Source organism: Pseudomonas sp. MF08817, assembly GCF_059862705.1.
The window spans coordinates 14,612-32,813 of sequence record NZ_JCBCUY010000046.1 but is presented as its reverse complement, the minus strand read 5'-3'; the positions used below and the strand labels follow the sequence as shown (position 1 = coordinate 32,813).

11 protein-coding genes and 1 pseudogene are annotated in these 18,202 nt (G+C 58.7%); 7 read left to right on the top strand and 5 right to left on the bottom strand.

The genetic code is table 11. The features are described from left to right. Window positions 1-373: 373 nt before the first annotated feature. From AC19YR_RS22350 to AC19YR_RS22335, 4 genes are all read right to left on the bottom strand, one after another. Window positions 374-1,318, bottom strand: a complete 945-nt coding sequence (locus AC19YR_RS22350; RefSeq protein ID WP_023082859.1) for a YCF48-related protein — start codon at window positions 1,316-1,318, stop codon at window positions 374-376. 13 nt (window positions 1,319-1,331) lie between these two features. After that, entirely contained in the window at window positions 1,332-3,692 is a 2,361-nt protein-coding gene (locus AC19YR_RS22345; protein WP_023082860.1) for an efflux RND transporter permease subunit, read from the bottom strand. 83 nt (window positions 3,693-3,775) lie between these two features. Next, a complete protein-coding gene (locus AC19YR_RS22340; protein WP_023082861.1) occupies window positions 3,776-5,638 on the bottom strand; it encodes a DUF1302 domain-containing protein in 1,863 nt (620 codons plus the stop codon). Window positions 5,639-5,658: 20 nt separating this feature from the next. Further along, the gene (locus AC19YR_RS22335; RefSeq protein WP_023082862.1) at window positions 5,659-7,020 is read right to left on the bottom strand and encodes a DUF1329 domain-containing protein; all 1,362 of its coding nucleotides are present in this window, start codon (window positions 7,018-7,020) and stop codon (window positions 5,659-5,661) included. A 753-nt stretch (window positions 7,021-7,773) separates the two neighbouring features. Between AC19YR_RS22335 and AC19YR_RS22330 the strand changes: the two genes are divergently transcribed. The 4 genes from AC19YR_RS22330 (at window position 7,774) to AC19YR_RS22315 (ending at window position 13,489) form a co-directional block, all read left to right on the top strand. After that, on the top strand, window positions 7,774-8,766 hold the full coding sequence (locus AC19YR_RS22330; protein WP_023100546.1) for an AraC family transcriptional regulator: 993 nt from the start codon (window positions 7,774-7,776) through the stop codon (window positions 8,764-8,766). 210 nt (window positions 8,767-8,976) lie between these two features. After that, window positions 8,977-10,347: a flavin monoamine oxidase family protein gene (locus AC19YR_RS22325; RefSeq protein ID WP_023082864.1), complete on the top strand. Its 1,371-nt coding sequence runs from the start codon at window positions 8,977-8,979 to the stop codon at window positions 10,345-10,347. Between the two features lie 234 nt (window positions 10,348-10,581). Further along, the gene (locus tag AC19YR_RS22320) at window positions 10,582-12,012 is read left to right on the top strand and encodes a coniferyl aldehyde dehydrogenase (protein WP_023082865.1); all 1,431 of its coding nucleotides are present in this window, start codon (window positions 10,582-10,584) and stop codon (window positions 12,010-12,012) included. A 112-nt stretch (window positions 12,013-12,124) separates the two neighbouring features. Beyond that, the gene (locus AC19YR_RS22315) at window positions 12,125-13,489 is read left to right on the top strand and encodes an NAD(P)/FAD-dependent oxidoreductase (protein WP_023082866.1); all 1,365 of its coding nucleotides are present in this window, start codon (window positions 12,125-12,127) and stop codon (window positions 13,487-13,489) included. Between the two features lie 626 nt (window positions 13,490-14,115). On the opposite strand, the pseudogene AC19YR_RS22310 reads toward AC19YR_RS22315, so the two are convergent. Next, window positions 14,116-15,148 (bottom strand): annotated as a pseudogene (locus AC19YR_RS22310) (IS3 family transposase); the annotation flags it as partial. A 299-nt stretch (window positions 15,149-15,447) separates the two neighbouring features. Between AC19YR_RS22310 and AC19YR_RS22305 the strand changes: the two are divergent. From AC19YR_RS22305 to AC19YR_RS22295, 3 genes are all read left to right on the top strand, one after another. Then, on the top strand, window positions 15,448-16,134 hold the full coding sequence (locus AC19YR_RS22305) for a GNAT family N-acetyltransferase (RefSeq protein ID WP_023082869.1): 687 nt from the start codon (window positions 15,448-15,450) through the stop codon (window positions 16,132-16,134). A gap of 371 nt (window positions 16,135-16,505) precedes the next feature. Next, window positions 16,506-16,931, top strand: coding sequence for a hypothetical protein (locus AC19YR_RS22300; RefSeq protein ID WP_078451031.1), 426 nt, complete (start codon window positions 16,506-16,508; stop codon window positions 16,929-16,931). Beyond that, window positions 16,912-18,168, top strand: a complete 1,257-nt coding sequence (locus AC19YR_RS22295; protein WP_023082870.1) for a tyrosine-type recombinase/integrase — start codon at window positions 16,912-16,914, stop codon at window positions 18,166-18,168. Before AC19YR_RS22300 ends, AC19YR_RS22295 begins: the two co-directional genes overlap by 20 nt. The last annotated feature ends 34 nt before the right edge of the window (window positions 18,169-18,202 follow it).

Genomic DNA, 18,202 nt, shown 5'->3' with positions numbered 1-18,202 from the left:
CATCATTTCCATACTGATCACCCTGTGTTCTCCTGCTCATAAATTGAGCAGGAGCAGTTGAGCACCTGGGTCAGTTTTCGATCGGCAGAACAGCCTCTACTGGGTCAGTTTTCGGTCAGCGGCAACACAGTGATCAACGCCAGCAGCAGGCCGTTGAACAGCACCAGCTTGAATCGCAATGACAACCTGGCGAACAAGGTACGCATCGATGCACTCCAGCCATGCAAGAAGACACGCGCCCCTTAAGAGTTCGTCGAGTATCTCAACGAGCAAACAAACTGCGGATGCGCGTACTGTCGAAGGGATGGCGTCGGTGCTATTCGTCATCGCCCTCCGACAAGGGCCATGACAAGGGTGACCGACGCGATGCGGACTATTGAGGTATTACCCCTGCCGCCCCAAACAGCAGCAGATGTCCTTCAGTGAGCGGCGCCAATGCGGAGATGTTCAGGCGGTCCTCACGCTGAGATGCGTTGAAGCGCTCCACCTTTGTATCCGAGAGCGCTACCAGCCCCCCATTGCCGACCAGCGCGACGCGGCCATCGGCCAGTTGAGCGACATCGGTGATCGCCTCGACCGTACCGCTGCTCAGTTCGCGCCAGCGTTTGCCAGAACTGTCGCCGAGCAGCACCCGCCCGCTCATGCCGACCAGCAGCGCTCGACCATCACGCAGCCCGACACCACTCCACAGAGAGCCGCTGACGCCGGTGTCGAGTGATTGCCAGCTGGCACCGCGATCAGCAGAGCGATAGGCGTTCCCCGCCTCAGCGGCGATTAACAGGCTGCCATCACGGGTGGCGAAGATATGGTTGAGGTGATAGTCGTCACCATCGGCACCCACGCTCAGTCGCTGCCAGCTCTGCCCGCCATCCTGAGTCTGCGCGGCGTATCCGTATGCCCCAACGACGATGCCGTGCTGGGCATTCTCGAACCACACCGAAAGCAATACCGGCTGCTCCTCCAGGAGTTGCTGCAGAGCCCAGGTTTCACCCCCGTCTTCGGTATGCAGCAACACCCCGCCATGGCCAACCGCCCAGCCCTGCCGCTCATCGATAAAGCTCAGGGCAGTGAGCAAGCCGTCCACCGGCACGCTGCTGGCCTGGCGCCAGGTCTCGCCATCATCGGACAACACGACAATGCCATGGTCACCCACGGCGACCAGACGCCGGCCCACCTGGCTCACCGCGACCAGTGGCGCATGCTGTGCGCTCTCCAGGGCGATAGCCGGAGCCTGCGCGTCAGCAGCCCACACATTACCGGTCACAGCCAATGCCAGGGCCACCAGCGGGAACTGCAGAAAACGAATCGCGAACATCATGCATGCTCCTCTATCAGTGCGCGATCAGGGGAGCACGCACCGGCCCCCGCCGCGGAATCAGGATTTCCAGTACCACGGCCAGCGCTGGCAACAGGGTGATGGCCATGATCATGTTGGCCATGAACATGAAGGTGAGCAGCAGGCCCATGTCGGCCTGGAACTTCAGCGCCGAGAATGACCAGGTGGCGACGCCGACGGACAGCGTCAAGGCGGTGAATACCGTAGCCACCCCAACCTCGCGCAAGGCTTGCTGGAACGCGCTGACGATGTGCTGCCCTGCGGCGAGATGCATCTGCAAGCGGTTGTAGATGTAGAAGGCGTAATCCACGCCGATGCCCACGGCAAGCACCATCACCGGCAGGGTGGCCACAGTCAGGCCGATATCCAGCTCCTTCATGAACCAGTAGCCGAGGAAGGTCGCCAGGGTCAGCGGCAGGCAGCAGGCGATCATGGCGCGCCAGTCGCGGTACACCAGAAACACCAGCAGCACGATGGTCAGGTAGACGTAGAGCATCATCGGCAGCTCTGAGGTCTCCACAATCTCATTCGTGGCTGCTTGTACGCCGGCATTGCCGCTGGCCAGACGTACCGTCACCCCCTCCAACTTATGTTCGGCCCGATAATCCTCGACCGCCTGCACTACCTGTTTCAGGGTGCTGGCCTTGTGGTCGGTGAGATAGAGGTTGATCGGCAGCAGTGTGCAGTCTGCGTTGTACAGGCGCAGGGCCTCGGGCACCTGGCGAACCGCTTCGCCTAGCGACAGCTCATCCAGCGGCAGCGCTGCCCACTTGGGGTTGCCTTCGTTGACGCCGGAGGCCGAAAGCTTGGTCAGCGCCGGCAGGGACTGCGCCGAGAGCACACCGGGCACATTGCCAAGATACCAAGTCAGGCGGTCGACATAGGCCATCACATCGTTGCGGTAGCAGCCGCCTGCAGGGGTTTCCACCGCCACGGTGAACAGGTCCAGGCCCAGGGCAAAGTGGTTGACCACACTCTGCACATCCCTGTTGTACTGAGAGTCTGCATGCAGCTCCGGCGCCCCTGGCAGCACATGCCCTACATGGCGCCCCTGGCTCTGCCATACCGCCAACGCCATCAGCGCTAGGCACAGCAACGTGCCGATGGCCGCATTTCGCGGCTCGGCGATACGCCCAAGGCTGACCATGGCGCCATCACGCCTGGCTCGCAGCCTTTCGACACGCGCCACATAGGCCTTGTCGAAGCTGAAATAACTGGCCAGCACCGGCAGCATGATCAGGTTGGTAATGATCTTGTAGGCCACCCCCACCGAAGCGGTAATGGCCAGCTCGCGGATCATCGGGATGGGCACCAGCACCAGGGTGGCGAAACCGACGAAAGCCGTGATCAGTGCCAGCGTGCCGGGGATGAACAGGCCGGTGAAGCTGCGCCGCGAGGCGGTCATGCCATCTACCCCGGTGCAAACTTCCTTGGAGATGAAATTGACCTGCTGTACCCCATGAGACACGCCGATGGCGAACACCAGGAAGGGCACCAGAATCGCCAGAGGATCGAGGCCGAAGCCCAGCAGAGTGACGGTGCCGAACTGCCAGACCACCGAGACCAGCGAGCAGAACAATGGTAGGAAGGTCAGCCGCCAGGAGCGGGTATACCAATAAACCGCCAGCGCGGTGAGTACGAAAGCCAGGCCAAAGAACTCCACCACGCTCTTGGCACCGGCACCGATATCCCCCATCTGCTTGGCGAAACCAATGATCTGCACGTCGTAGTTGGAGTCTGCGTATTTGCTGCGCACCTCGTCTTCCAGACGCTGGCTGAACTCCAGATAGTTCAGGCGCTTGCCGGTTTGCGGATCCGGATCAGCCAACTCCGCTACCACCATGGCACCGGAATGATCGTTGGCGACCAGGCTGCCGACGAAGCCACCGATGATGGTGCGCTCACGAATGCCAGCTATGGCTTGGTCGTCCAAAGTGCCTACCGTGACATCACCACCTACCACGTCCTCGGCCTTCATGCCCTCCTCGGTGATCTGCACCGCACGGGTATTCGGCGTCCACAGCGAGGTCACGCTGCGCCGGTCGATCCCCGGCATGAAGAACAAGGTCTGAGTCAGGTCGTACAGACGGGTCATCGCCTGCTTGTTCCAGATATCGCCCTGCTTGGCATGCAGCACCACGATGACGCGGTTGGCACCGAACAGCACATCGCGGTACTGGTTGAAGGTCTTGATGAAAGCGTGCTGTTGCGGAAGCTGCTTGTCGAAGCCGGCCGACATTTCCAGGCGTGACGCAAAGCCGCCCATGATCAGGGTAATGACGGCCAGCAGGCCAAGAGTCGCCAGACGATGGCGAAAGAAAAAGCGCTCGAGCGCCGACACCAGGAAAACCAACATGGAATGCCTCGATACAACGAGTGTCGCCAACGGCAAGCCGCGCAAGAGCGCGCACGGTTTGCCGCCAGCGAACTTGGGCTGGATTAGAACGAGTAGGAAATATTGCCGCTGAGGAAGTCGCGATCAGCCATCAGGTTGTTGTCGCCACCGCCCCAGTACTGCACCCACTGCAGGCCGCCCTTCCAGCGGTCACGGTAGTTGAACAGCAGAGAGGTGGTCAGCGACTTGCGACCTTCGACAAACGGCATCGCATTCGGCGTGGTGCCGTTGACGTCGTGACTGAAGTCCAGCTGCGGAGTGACGGTAACGCCGCTGTCGAAGAGGTTGGGATAGTTCATCCCGATCTCGGCCACATAGCCCCAGGACGTTTTGTTTGGTACCGAGTAATCGGGCAGGAAGTAAGGCACCTTGCCGCTGGTATCCAGTCCCGGGTAATGGGTTACCACTGCTTCGGCCATGATGAAGCCCTGGGAGGCCCCCAGTGCGCTGGGGATAAAGCCAAGCGGATCGCTGGCCGAGAAGGTGTAGATGGCATTGATGTCCGCCTGCCACTTTTCCTCTTCGACAAAGCCCTTGTTCACTCCGGTATCGAACACGCTGTACTTGTTGTAGCTACCGGTGAGCCCACTACCGAAGGGAACGGTGGGGTCGATACCGACACTGTCATCGGGACGATAGGACAGCTCGCCCGCAACAGCTACCGGGCCCACCATGGTGCTCATGGAGAGACCGAACAGATCCTTGTCTTCGCCGTAGTTGATGAAATAGTTGTCCACCACCAGGTTGTTCGGATTGCTCCGCGCGGTGTAGCCCACGAAAGGTGTCTTGTCGTGGTAGCGCTGGTAGAAGAGGCCAAAGTCGGTGCCGATGCTCTCCGCGGTCCAGCGCAGTGCCACGCCATACTGGCCGCTGTTCTTCGCCTCACGCTCGCCGGCGTAGGGAATCGCCAGACCAAAAGCCACCAGATCGGCATCGCTCAGACCACTGATACCGGGGGCACCGCACTGACCGGTTGGCGTCAGATCGGCGCAAGTGAGTCCGAGCAGCGGGCCATAGATATTGTTCACGTAGTTCGTCGGGTAGTAGATCGGGCGACGCCCCTCTCCCGCTATATCCGCCGAGGAGAAGTAGGTTCCCACCGGATCGAGCGAGTAGGCATTCCACTTGAACTGGTAATACCCCTCCAGGCTCAGCGTCTCGGTCAGCCCGATATTGAAGGAGGCCATCGGTGCCGGGATGAACACCTCCTTCAGCTGGGTTCCAGGCGTGTGGTACTTGGGCAGGCTGAGGGCGTTGATCTGGTTGATGCCGCCGGGCACGAAGATCTCGGCGCCCCAGCTGATTACCTGGTTGCCCACTTTGACCTTGGCGGGCATCTCGCCGATATCAAAGCTTTTCGCTACCCACAGGTCGAGCAGATCGAAGCGCTCGGTGGCATCGCGCTCGGCCTGGTCGTCCAGTTCCGTGGTGCGCACGTTGTCCATCTTGAAGTCTTTGGCCCAAGCCACCCGACCCAGAGCACTCCAGCCATCACCGAAGCGCAGACTTAGTTCATGAGTTCCCTTGAGCACGTGAGAAAACACATCGTGTTTGTCGTAGTTCAGGTTGCCGTCATCGGCATTGCTGTAGTTGATATCGGCGTTCGCATAGCCGTTGCCACGCGACAGGTTGTAGTACCGACCAAGCTCGTTGTTGGTGCCGGGATTGCACCCACCACTGTCACCACCGAGTAAATGACAGTCGGGAGACTGCAAACGGGTGGCGAAACCATATGACAGCGTGGAGTCGAAGCTGCCGGATATCCCTTCCTCACTGCCGAACAGAACGGCGTAGCTCGGCTGAGTCCAGAGCAGGCCAGATGCAAGCGCGATCGACAACGCCAGAGGGTTATGCAGGCACGGCTTTGCCTGCAGCGCAGCCGCGCCGCATGTTTTTTGCTTTTTCATATTGTTGTGCTCCGGACCGGTCAACGCTCGCCGCGACGGCGCAGCTCGTTGGAGTTGAACATCTTGTCGCTCACACGCCCTTGCAGCCCTGCGCCGAGATCGAGCGACAGGCCTTCCTGAGTGAAGCCGTCGGCGATGTAACGGCGGGCGATCAGGTCGTAGCTGACGTACTCGAAGCTTGTGCAGGCCTGGATCTCGGGATCGGCCCACAGGCTGCCCTCCTGCACGCGCCAGAGATTGCCCTTGGCGTCGTACATATCGACATGCAGCAGGCTCCAGCTATCTTCGTCGAAGAAGAACACCCGCTTGGCGAAGGAGTGGCGCTTGTCGGCCTTGACGGTTGCCTCGACCACCCACACGCGGTGCTTCTCGTAGCGCTGCACGTCGCGATTCAGGTAGTCCTGGCCGATCAGTTGCTCATACTTGTTGGACTTGTCGACCAGCTTGTACGAGTTGTACGGCACCAGCATTTCCTTCTTGCCGACCAGCTTGAAGTCGTAACGATCCAGAGCGCCGGTGAACATGTTGATCTGGTCGACGAAGTACAGGTTGTCCGAGCCGGCAATCGGATTGTCGTAGGCGAAGGAAGGAGCCAGACGAACACGACGCTGTCCGGGGAAGTAGATCCACGAGCTCTGCGCCTTATCCAGGAAGGAGTGCACCAGATACATCTCGCCCGCCCGGGAAGAAGGTGACAGTACGTCATAGAGCAGCTTGGCCTCGATTCCGCCGGTATCGCTCGGGTCCCTCACAGCAGCATCGTTATAGGGATAGTACTCATGCGCCCATTGCCGAACCTCGGTCAGCGCGCCCCCCTTCTCACGAAGCAGGATCGAGACCTGCGCACGCCGCCCCTTGGCCATGTAGCGCAGCTTGTAGTTCCACATCACCTCGATGCCACTCTGCGGTACCGGGAATGGCACAGCGGCGCCGACAGCCTGCTCCAGGCGCCAGCCATCGCTGCCAATACGCGCCTGGCCGGCATACGCCTTGGAGCGCTCAGCCACTTCGGAAGGAATCGCACAGCTGCGGTGCGTGGGATAGACATCCAGGCGGTAACCCGGATAGGTCTTGATCAGCGCGACCTGCCCTTCCGGCAAAGAATTCTGGTACTTGGCCACATTGCTCGCGTCGATAGAGTACAGCGGCTTTTCACTGGCATATGGATCTCCTTTCCCTCGCGACCATCCAGCAGGGGCTTGAATCAAGCCGCCACTCCAGGCGGGGATGCTCCCATCGGCATTACCGGCCTTCTCTGCCCCAATCGGGGTTAGCTCACTCCCGAGCTTACTCAGGTCAGGCGAGGTTGCCGCCTGCAAGTGACTGGTACCAAGGAGCGCCAACAGCGCACCACCCAAAAGTGAAAACTGGAGGTTTTTCATGAACTTCTCCTGGAGGGAGCTTTTTTGTGGTTATTGGGAAGCAGTTCGATGTGGCCTAGAAAAGCCGGGGAATAGCGGATCTGTCTTGAGTAGGTGCCAAGGGCCGATGGCGTCGAAGCGATGCAGGTGTTGCTAACCGTTCGGATGCGTTGCACTTGCTGCTAGGTGCAGATAATTGAGCGCCACTCCAGGCGTGAACCTTATTGACGGCCATTTGCCTACCTCTCGTTGATTTTCTTGTTGTTCGAGTAGGTGATCGGGATCGGATGGGAAAAGCGGGCTGATCAAAAATCCAGCCCGAAGCGTTCCGACTCACCTGGCTGGAAAAGTATTCAATGCCACTCAAGACGGATTGCCCGCGCATGCCAGAGTCATTGATATCTGATGCCAATCGGGCCTGAGCACAGGCTTGGAGGTAGGAGCGGAACGATGAGGGAAGAGAGTCCGTACGCGGCCAGCATCTTGATCGGTCAGCAGTCGACTGCCAACACAGCAGGTCAGCGGTAGCGCAGCCGATGGCCCCGATGCCCTATGGATTGATTACCAGCAATGGCCCGCCTCTTGCTTGCCACGCACCTAGGCATAAGCAGCACTCAACTGAGCGATGCATGCCGAGTCATCCAATCGAGAGTAAGATGTGGAAGGCGATTACCCTCAGGGGTAAGTCTTCAGCATAAGAACAATCACCGACCGAGCCGCCCCTGACAGCGGGCACTAGGCCAGGAAAGGGATAGAAGTAAAGGCTGCAGCACAATGAAATCCGGCCGCACAGTGGTTTCCGAAAACTTCTTCCGCAGATTCAAGGAAGTGTTTGCCCCCTATCTATCCATGCTTGACGTCGACTCTCGCGTCTTAGAGCGCGCAGACATAGAGATACCCGTCGAGCAATATCTAGCTCTATGGGAAGCTGCGGGAAAGGTCAATCCCAATGTTGGGCTTGAGCTCGGCATGCAGTCCGAGCCAGACGACATCGGCGCACTCGGCCATGCCATACACTGCGCGACAACGGTTGAAAAAGCACTGCTGACACTTCAGCAATTCATCATCGTCTTCGCCCAAGAATCGAATATAAAGCTGGAGTTCGATAGTCGAACGATCTGTATTGAATACGGTGTTACCTATCCCACCGTCATCTCCAAACGCCAGGACTCGGAGTTCGCCATTGCCGCCATCTTGCGGCAGCTTAACTTGATCACCGCTAGCACCATCCGCCCCACTCGCGTTGACTTCGCACATAGCAAGCCTGCGGACATATCGGCGCATAAACTGCTGTTCCAATGCCCGATCCACTTCAATCAACCGGCCAATCGAATCTGCCTCCCCATAGAGACTTTGCAACTGCCAGTGGCTCACGGTAACGAGCGGCTGTACAAAGCCCTTGAGCCTTATCTGGAAAAAGAGCGCCAAGTACGCACCGTTACGGATGAACTACTGCCGCAAATCACCCGGATAGTCGCCGCCGAAATGAGCAGCGGGGCCCCTTCTATCGACGAAATATGCGATCAGTTGAACCTGAGCCGGCGTACGCTCCAGCGTCGGCTGAAAGAGCATGGAATCGAATTCTCAACGCTGATTGAAGATGTCCGTCGAGAGCTCGCCCTCTCGTACATGAAGGAATCGAACTACTCCATGACGGAAATCTCTCTACTGGTGGGCTATTCAGAATCGGCCTCCTTCACCCGAGCCTTCCGACGCTGGACCGGACAATCGCCCCAGCAGTATCGCGCGGCCCACCTGGCTTCCTGACCCCCCTCGGTTTGGCACCCGCTGCCGGAAGAACTGGCACTGCCAGACAATCTCCCGCGCTCGCGGAGCTCTATGCTGATCCTGTGACGGCGCCCCAAGGTCATCAGCCCCATCGCCATTGGCATTCCTGAGACCTGCGCGCCATGGCTGACGAGCGACCTTCTCTCAGCAGCCCCAGCCCAGCCAAATGATCACTGTGAGGGGATCTGCGTGAGTAGCATCGAACAATCGTGGGACGTCATCATCGTCGGAGCGGGCGTGTCTGGCCTCAGGGCCGCACTCGACCTGAAAAAAGCAGGCCAGCAGGTCTTGGTGCTTGAGGCTAGGAACCGAGTGGGCGGGCGCTCGATGCCCGGTACCGTGGCCGGCCACACAGTCGACTTTGGCGGCCAATGGCTTGGTGCTGATCACCACTTGTTCCGTGAGCAGGCGCAAAGCCTTGGTGTCGGAATCTACCCTCAGCATACCGAGGGCAACAACCTGGTCAGCCTGGATGACAGCATCCAGTCCTATGGTTCGCAGGTGCCCAAGTTGCCCTGGTCCTCGTTGCTGAGCCTGGGAATCGCTGATCAGATCTTACAGCATGACCTGCGACGGCTCGGACACCTCGCACCATGGCAGGCTGATAACGCCGCCGAACTCGACAGGGAGTCGCTCGAGGCCTGGATCGACAGAAAGGTTCACACCAAAGCCGCCAGAGGCCTGATACAACTGATCGCCAAGGCCATTCTGTGCGCGGAACCCTCTGAGGTGTCCTACCTCTTCTTCCTGGAGGTACTGCGCCAAGGTCATGGGCTGGAAACGATGATCGGAGTGAAAGGCGGCGCTCAGCAGGACAAGTTTGTCGGCGGCGCCTGGCAAGTACCTAAGCGCATGGCCGACCTGCTCACCGAACAGATACGACTCAATTGCCCGGTGCACGCTATCGAGCAGGACACCCAGGGCGTGCGCGTGCTCTGTGCCCAGGGCACGTTCCATGCTCGACGGGTAATCATGACAGTGCCCCCGGCACTTGCTTCCCGCATTAGCTATGAACCTGCGCTACCGGCCAAACGGGCCAGCCTGATCAGGCGCATGCCGATGGGCTGCGTGATCAAGATTCATGTGGCGTATCCCACACCCTTCTGGCGCTCTCGTGGCCTGAGTGGTGCGGTGATTAGCCCTAATCGCGCGCTTAGCATGGTCTTCGATCAAACGCCGCTCAATGGCGAGGTCGGGATACTCGTCGGCCTTATCGAAGGCGAACATGCCGTTGAGCTCAGCGAGATTGGGCCCGATGCCCGCCGAGCGCGCGTCATGGCTGATCTTGTGCACTACTTTGGCGCTGACGCGGCCCAGCCACTGGAGTACGTGGACCACGACTGGATTCATGAGACCTGGACAGAGGGCGGCTACGGGGCCCACATGCCACCGGGAGTCATGACGACCTACGGCGAGGCCATTCGCGAGCCGCATGGCCGCATTCACTGGGCAGGGACTGAGACCGCCACGGAGTGGATGGGCTACTTCGAGGGCGCCATGCAGTCCGGCATCCGAGCCGCCAGCGAAGTGCTCGAAGCCGAGCGCCAAACAGCCGCCTAAGCCTCCCCCAATCCTTCTGGGGCGTGTCGGAACGGCCGTCCCTCCCCTCTCCTCGTCCCGTGCCGATCCAACGCGAACGTATTGGCACGATCTGCTGAAAAGACTGGCACTGCCGGACAATTCCAACGCCAGCCGCACCGATACCCTCCCGACATCACCACTGCATCTCTGAGCGCACGCGAGGCGGCGCTTCAGGGGCAACTGCATCTGCCCAGCGTCAGGAGACACATCGCAATGAACACCGCAGCCCAGATTGGCCATGCCTTAACTAGCGAAGCAGAGGCTGTGCGTATATTCACCTTGCAACGGGCCGCGCATCGCGAACATCCCATCCCCAGCCTGGAGATTCGCCGCAAGAATCTCAAGCGTCTGGAAATGATGCTGCTGGAGAACCAGGACGCCATCTGTGCAGCCATCAGCCAGGACTTCGGCAACCGCGCCCACCAAGAAACCAAGTTGCTCGAACTGTTCCTGACGGTCGATGGCATCCGCGACTGCCACAAGCGCTTGTCCAAGTGGATGAAGCCGCAACGCCGCAACGGCTCTATTTGGTTCTTCGGTGCCCGTAACTCGGTGATTCCCCAGCCCAAGGGCGTCGTGGGGGTCGTAGCCCCCTGGAACTACCCACTGTTTCTGGTGATGGGGCCGGTAACAAGCGCACTGGCAGCGGGCAATCGCTGCATGGTGAAAATGGCCGCGAACTCTCGTCATCTCTGTGCACTGCTACAGCGCCTTGTGGCTCAGAATTTCGACGAGCACACCCTGGCCATCGTGCCTGGTATCAGTGGCTCGGTCTTCTCAAGCATTCCCTTCGATCACCTGATCTTTACAGGGTCGGCCGAAACCGGGCGCTGGGTCATGCGGGCCGCGGCCGACAATCTGACACCAGTAACGCTTGAGCTGGGCGGAAAATCCCCGGTGATAGTCGCCGAGGACTTTGACCTAAAGACGGCGGCCGCGCGGATTCTGCAGATGAAGACGGTCAACGCAGGACAGACCTGCGTGGCACCGGACTATCTGTTCGTCCATGAGAGCCAGCTGGAGGCATTCGTAGAGCACTGCCGCGCCATCACCCCCCAGCGCTACCCGTCGCTGCTGACCCAAGACTACACCTCGATCATCGATCAGAGCGCTTATGGGCGGCTGATGGAGTATCTCGACGACGCCGAAAGCAAGGGCGCTCAAATCATCAATCTGCTGCCCGGCAGCATCGGTAACGAAGCCGTCCGCAAGATCGCCCCGGTCCTGGTGCTAGGAGCTACCGATGACATGCGCGTCATGCATGAAGAGATCTTCGGCCCGATTCTGCCGATCAAGACCTATCGCAACCTGGATGAGGCGCTGGACTACATCAAGAACCGGGATCAGCCGTTGGCCCTCTACCTGTTCACCAATCAACGCCAGCTACAGAAACGGGTAGTAGCCCTGACGCAGTCCGGCGGTGTCGGGATCAACGACTGCGGGCTGCATGCCGCCCAGCATGACCTGCCGTTTGGCGGTGTCGGTGCCAGTGGCATGGGCCACTACCACGGCTACGAAGGCTTCCTTGAGTTCTCCAAGCTGCGCCCGATCTTCAAGCAGTTTTCGCGCCCGGCATTTCCGCTCCTGTATCCCCCCTACGGAGCGCTCTTCGACCGGCTGATTAAGCTGATGCTCGGGCGCTAACCCGCGACCTAAGGCTTGTTGCAGGCCCCTGCAGCAAGCCCTGATTACCAGCAACCCTCCAGCACTGTTGCTCCGCAACTTGGCATAGCCACCAACAAAGAGAATGAAAGGCATGACCGCTATCAAAGACTCGCATCTGGAAAACCAGTCCTTCTGGCAACATGACTACGGCCACTACTCGCCTAACGCCGCACTCACGCAGAACCTGAATGCGGATGTCGCCATCATTGGGGGCGGATTCACCGGCCTAAACACCGCCTGGCAGTTCAAGAAAGACAACCCCAATGCGCGCGTGGTGGTGCTGGAAGGCGCCATCATCGGTTTCGGCGCCAGCGGTCGGAATGCCGGATTCAGCACCAAGCTCTTTGGCCTAGAGCCTGAGATGGTGCTGCTGCGCTGGGGCAAGCAGAAGATGATCGATGCCCACCACTACCTCAAGAAAGCTGTAGCGCATACCCAGAACCTGATTGAGACCCACGGTTTTCAATCCGACTACTGCCATACCGGGATGGTCAGGATCAGCTACTCGCAACAGCAGTTGGACCGCATGAAGAAAACTTATCAGCTGCTCCAGGATCTGGGCATTGATGGGGATCTGACCTGGCAGAACAGAGACCGGATTCGCCAGGATTTCCACTCCGAACGTTTCATCGGCGGCATCTACGAAACCGACACGGCTCATCTCAACCCCTGCAAACAGGTTCGCGAACTCAAGCGCCTGGCGGAGTCGGCAGGGGTGGAAATCTATGAGGCCAGCCCTGTCACTCGCATCGAAAGGGCTGCCACGGCAATTACAGTCGCGACTGAAAAAGGCCGCGTGGTCGCCGACAAAGTCGTGATCGCAACTAATGCTTACTCGCGCGAGGTGCCGGATAGCCGCACGCTCAAGGCCCGGCAGTACCCGCTGTGGACCTACCAGATCGTCACAGAGCCGCTCACCGCCGCGCAGTGGGAAAGCATCGGCTGGAAGGACCGACAGTCGTTCGGGGATAACCGGCAGATGCTGCATTACTACCGCCCGACCGTCGACGGGCGAATCGCCATGGGTGGTGGTGATGCGATCGTGTACAAAACCGGCGCGCTGGTTGAGACGCCGTCTGCGATGAGCTGGAAGCACTGCGAGGCTCACCTGAAGTGGATCTATCCCCAGCTGAAAGATGTCCGCATCGACTACCGCTGGGGTGGACCTGTATCGGTCAACGTCGACATGGTTCCTGAAATCAGCTTTGTCGATGACGAGCGCATCATCTACGCAGGGGGCTGCTTCGGTCACGGTGTTGCACTGACCCACCTCAATGGGCGCACCATTGCTGACCTGCTCAACGGCCAGAAGACCGAGCTGACGGACTTCTGGATCGTGAACAGAAAATCCATCTCCATGCCGAACGACACCCTTTCCTTCCTCGGTGGCCGCGTCGCCCGCCAGGCGCTCAAAGCCTGGGACTGGTGGGAGGAGCGCAGCTTGAAGGACATTTGAGCGATCTCCGATTCATCTATTTTCTCCAAGCACTGTGGACTACCCCTGCACCTGTAGTGGATCCCGCCCCGATGTAGAGGGCCTATGTACCGAGTCTTCTGGATCCTGTTTCTGCTGCTGGCTAGTCACCTTGCTCATTCAGCTTGCTCGCGGGAAATATTGGTTCCGTTCAGTGAGCTCGGTGTGGACCAGTGGCAAAGAGAGGGAGTCCGCGCCGGACTGTCCATCGAATATCTGGAAGAGGTAAGCCGGCGAAGCGGATGCCGATTCGCTTACACGGATGTGCCGCGTGCAAGAGCCTGGTTGATGTTTGCGCGCGGCGAGGCCGACGTGGTGCTCGGGGCTGTTCGTAGTGCTAGACGTAATGAGGCAGGATCGTTTTACAGCCAGCACATAGAAGAAGGCGTTTCCCTTGTCAGCCTCAAGGCACACCCACTGCACCTGAAATCTCGAGAGGCCATTCTTGCTTCAGGACTAGCCTTCTCGTTTGTACGCGGACACGACTATGGCCCTAGAACAGCTGAGCTAATCAGCGCGCTTATGGCACGCGGATCACTGGCCCTGGTCAGGGACCCGAAAGCCATGTTGCGCATGCGACGTCTCCCCGTCTTCAGTAGCAGCTGGCTTTAGAGCCCTGGGTCAATGTAACGGCTTTGGAGGCCAGTTGCTCGGCATAGGCCAATGGGGTTAACCCACCCAGCCCTTTCTTCGGTCTCTCTTCGTTGTATTCCCTGCGCCAGGACTCAATCACTACCTTGGCGTGCGGCAGACTGGTGAACCAGTGTTCGTTCAGGCATTCATCACGAAAGCGCCCGTTGAACGATTCGATGTAGGCATTCTGATTGGGTTTGCCGGGCTCAATCAGAAACAGCTGTACACCTCGCTGATGAGCCCATGTCAGCATGGCGCGACCACAAAACTCCTTGCCATTGTCTGTGCGGATGGCCTTCGGCAGCCCGCGAGACATGGCCAGGCGATCTAGGATGCGCGTCAACGAAAGCCCGCCAATCGCTCGTTCTGGCACGATGGCGACAGCCTCATGGGTAGCATCATCCACCACGGTCAGGCTCTTGATGACACGCCCTTCAGCCGTGCGATCAAATACAAAGTCCATCGACCAGATCTGGTTGGCGGCCCGAGGGCGGCCCAGCGGCTGTCGATCTGCAATCGGGATCTTCTTGCGCTTACGCCTTTTCACCTGCAAGCGGGCTTCGGCATACAGGCGCTCCACACGCTTGTGGTTGACCACCTCGCCAGCCTGGCGCAGCTTCAAATAGATCATCGCGGCGCCATAGCGGCGATGCCGATGGACCAGGGCCACAATGCGCTCGCGCAGGCTCTGGTTGCGATCCGGCCTCGGTTGGTAGCGCAGAGCACTGGCGCTCATGCGCATCACCTGAAGCGCTCGTCGCTCACTCAAACCGCGTGCCGTCATGTGACGCACCAGCTCGCGACGGGAGGGTGCGCTCACCACTTTTTTCGCAACGCCTCGCGGGTGACTTCGATCTCCAGCATCGACTCGGCGAGCATTTTCTTCAGCCGGGTGTTTTCGCTTTCCAGCTCCTTCAGGCGCTTGGCATCCGACACACTCATCCCGCCGAACTTGCTACGCCAGAGGTAATAACTGGCCTCCGAGAAGCCATGACGACGGCACAGCTCCTACAGCAAAGCAGATGACGGCTCGACGGTGATTCAAGCTATTCGCATCACAAACGGCCAGCGAGCGGTTGATACGGCAGCTGGGAAGGACGCAGTGCAGAGCAGGGGGGGATTCATGAATCAGGTCGCCTTTAAGGACTGTGGGCGTGTGAACTTTGCCAACACGGGGCATGGTGAAGGAGTTGTTCAAGGTATCCACACCGGGCGCGGGATGACTGCTAAATGCAAAATCCGAAACTGGGACGGTCAGTGGCATATTGTTGAAAGCAGATAATCGAAGCGAGCACAAAGGAGTAATCATGGAAGTTGTTGCAATCAAAAACCTTAAAACACTTAGTCATTCGCAGAAGGAAGAAATACTGCGGATGGCTGAACGCTATAGCCTAGATTTGGTCAACCGACCGATCAGCGCTGATCACCCTATGTTCGGCGTAGTTCGCGCCTGGATGCTGACTGATATCGCCCTTCAGCTTGATCCAGCAATTAGCCTTCAGATCAATTCTGAAGTAGTAATCGCTGTAAATGTCGCATCAAAAATTATAGGCTTCATGACCCTGAGCCGAGCTAATGACTCCGCAACTGCTTGTGGAATAAATTATATCTGCGTTGATTCAGCACATCGCAATCAGGGGGTCATGACTGCGATGATTGACAGCCTGAAACCACGCTTCACCGATATAGCACTCAGCTGCTTTCCAACACTCGTAGAAGCGTATGAAAAGATCGGATTCGTAATGTGCGAGGCCCAAGGAGCTCAAGTCGCTATGCGAATTGGGGACTCGTACAATATGAATGTCATCGATCCAAATTACTTGAACAATCAGCGTGCTGTTTCGCAAGAAGCACAACGCTTGATCAACGAGCTAGGCCCGAAGCGAGCAGTCGCTGTCAATGATGAGTATGACGCGGAAACAAAGCGCATCTCAAAGGAAGTCGCGGCTTTCGTTGAGCAACGCAGAACAGCGGCATCGCAAACGGACGACTGACCGACCAGCTACCGGCTCATACCCATCCCCATAGGTTGCTCAGGCAACGACCCGGCAGAACACTCACGTCACTTGCCGGGTTGGTTGCCCCCTCCTCCTCCTCAGTCCGTATCTCTCCGACCTCTCCTACTGTAATCGCACGCGGGTTTTCTCCGGGCTGGGACTTCTGCGTTCCTGGTAGGGTCAATCTGCTCGAGCGCGACTGTGGGCTAGGGTGTGGGACACCTCATTTGGGATTTCCCAATCGCCCTATAGATTCTGGCCTGTAGCCGTTTTGTATGGGGATACCTTATCCTCCTACATTCCGGCGAGATCTGGCGCGACCGCAGTATCAGCGCGCCTGCGAACCAACGAGCCGCGAGGAATTCGTAGTGAAAACCCATGATTCGAATGAGCACGCTCAAAGCGAGCCGATTTCTGGTGAGATTTACCACGTCACGCCAACCCGTCATCTCGAGTCCATATTTCGTGATGGCTTACGGCCGCAGATTGGGCCTCGCTCCGCGCTACTCGGTGAGGCCAAGGAAATGGTCTATTTCTTCGGGTCGATGCTGGCAGTAGAGGACGCACTCAGTAACTGGCTTGGTGAAGCGCTCGATGACGAGCCTGGAGCGATTTCCGTTCTTGCCGTCGATCGCTCAGGTTTACACCTCGTTTCAGATGGTGGGTACGAGCTTGCGTGTCCTCACCTCATTCGGCCGGAGAACATTTCTCTCGCTTTTCAGGATGATGTGCCGGCGGATGAAAGGAACGGCCCGGTGACCGGGGGGGCACCTCATGAGCAAACTAACCCCTAAGTTCGTCAAGGATGTCGACCAGCCCGGCTCCTACCAGGACGGAAGGGGGTTGATTCTTCGTGTATCAGCTACCCTGCGGAAGAGCTGGGTCTTTCGCTATATGCTGGCGAAGCAAAGGCACGATCTTGCCCTGGGTACGTTTCCTGCCTTGAGCCTCAGAGACGCACGACTGGAGGCTGACAAGTACCGACTCGATATCGCACGCGGCGTTGATCCAGCCGCTGAACGCGCGAAGGCCAAAGCTGCCAAAGCATCGCGAGCCACAACGAGCCACACATTTCGGGCGTCGGCAGAAAGGTACATACGCACGCATTCGTCGAGCTGGTCCAAGAAGCATCACCAGCAATGGCAGAATTCCCTCACGAAGCATGTCTACCCTGTCATAGGCGGATTTCGGATAGCCGAGGTCGACACGGACGATATCCTGGATGTGCTGACGCCGATCTGGAGCAAGATCTCGGTTACTGCGAACCGCATCCGGAATCGCATTGAGCTCGTGCTCGATGCAGCCAAGGCACTGAAGCTTCGGCAAGGCGAAAACCCCGCACGGTGGCGCGGTCACCTCGACAAGCTCTTGCCCAAGCAATCGCATACGGTAGTCCCCTTCCCGTCTCCGACACCTTCACGAACGGCCGAGCTGCTGGCCAGGCTCGACTCGCTGGATGGTGCAGCAGCTCGTGCTGTTGAGTTCGCAATTCTGACAGCAACACGTAACCAGGAGGTGAGTGGGGCCCAGTGGGCAGAAATAGATTGGGAGGAGAAAATCTGGTTGATCCCGGCAGAACGCATGAAAGCGGGCAAGGCTCACCGGGTACCACTTACTGACCAAATGATCGAGGTGCTACGGCAGCAGGTCGGAAAGCATGCCAAATGGATATTTCTCAACTCCTGGCGCACAGGCCCGATTCCCGGCAACGCAATGGCAAGGGTGCTCGATCAGCTCAAGGTCGATGGAGTGGTACCGCATGGGTTCAGATCTACTTTTCGGACGTGGGCCGCGGAAGAAACCGATCACCAGCGAGAGGTTTGCGAGATGGCTCTCGCACACACCCTCAACAGTAAGGTCGAAGCAGCATATAACCGAGGTGACTTGCTGGATAAACGCCGCGCTCTGATGGAGGATTGGGGTAGATTTCTTGCCGCCAATGCTACCCAGGTGAGGGGTAGAGTGTCGGAAGTTTCGGAGATGCCCCCTGATCCGGGGTCTGACCTGGCCAAGGTCCAGCCGGCTGCCTGACGGAGGAGATGATGGGCGCTCTGCTAGGAGCGCC

Excerpts from the sequence above, each read along its gene's own strand:
- AC19YR_RS22350 (WP_023082859.1), bottom strand. The coding sequence starts at position 1,318 with ATGATGTTCGCGATTCGTTTTCTGCAGTTCCCGCTGGTGGCCCTGGCA.
- AC19YR_RS22315 (WP_023082866.1), top strand. The coding sequence starts at position 12,125 with ATGACCGCTATCAAAGACTCGCATCTGGAAAACCAGTCCTTCTGGCAA.
- AC19YR_RS22340 (WP_023082861.1), bottom strand. The coding sequence starts at position 5,638 with ATGAAAAAGCAAAAAACATGCGGCGCGGCTGCGCTGCAGGCAAAGCCG.
- AC19YR_RS22335 (WP_023082862.1), bottom strand. The coding sequence starts at position 7,020 with ATGAAAAACCTCCAGTTTTCACTTTTGGGTGGTGCGCTGTTGGCGCTC.
- AC19YR_RS22295 (WP_023082870.1), top strand. The coding sequence starts at position 16,912 with ATGAGCAAACTAACCCCTAAGTTCGTCAAGGATGTCGACCAGCCCGGC.
- AC19YR_RS22330 (WP_023100546.1), top strand. The coding sequence starts at position 7,774 with ATGAAATCCGGCCGCACAGTGGTTTCCGAAAACTTCTTCCGCAGATTC.
- AC19YR_RS22320 (WP_023082865.1), top strand. The coding sequence starts at position 10,582 with ATGAACACCGCAGCCCAGATTGGCCATGCCTTAACTAGCGAAGCAGAG.
- AC19YR_RS22345 (WP_023082860.1), bottom strand. The coding sequence starts at position 3,692 with ATGTTGGTTTTCCTGGTGTCGGCGCTCGAGCGCTTTTTCTTTCGCCAT.
- AC19YR_RS22305 (WP_023082869.1), top strand. The coding sequence starts at position 15,448 with ATGGAAGTTGTTGCAATCAAAAACCTTAAAACACTTAGTCATTCGCAG.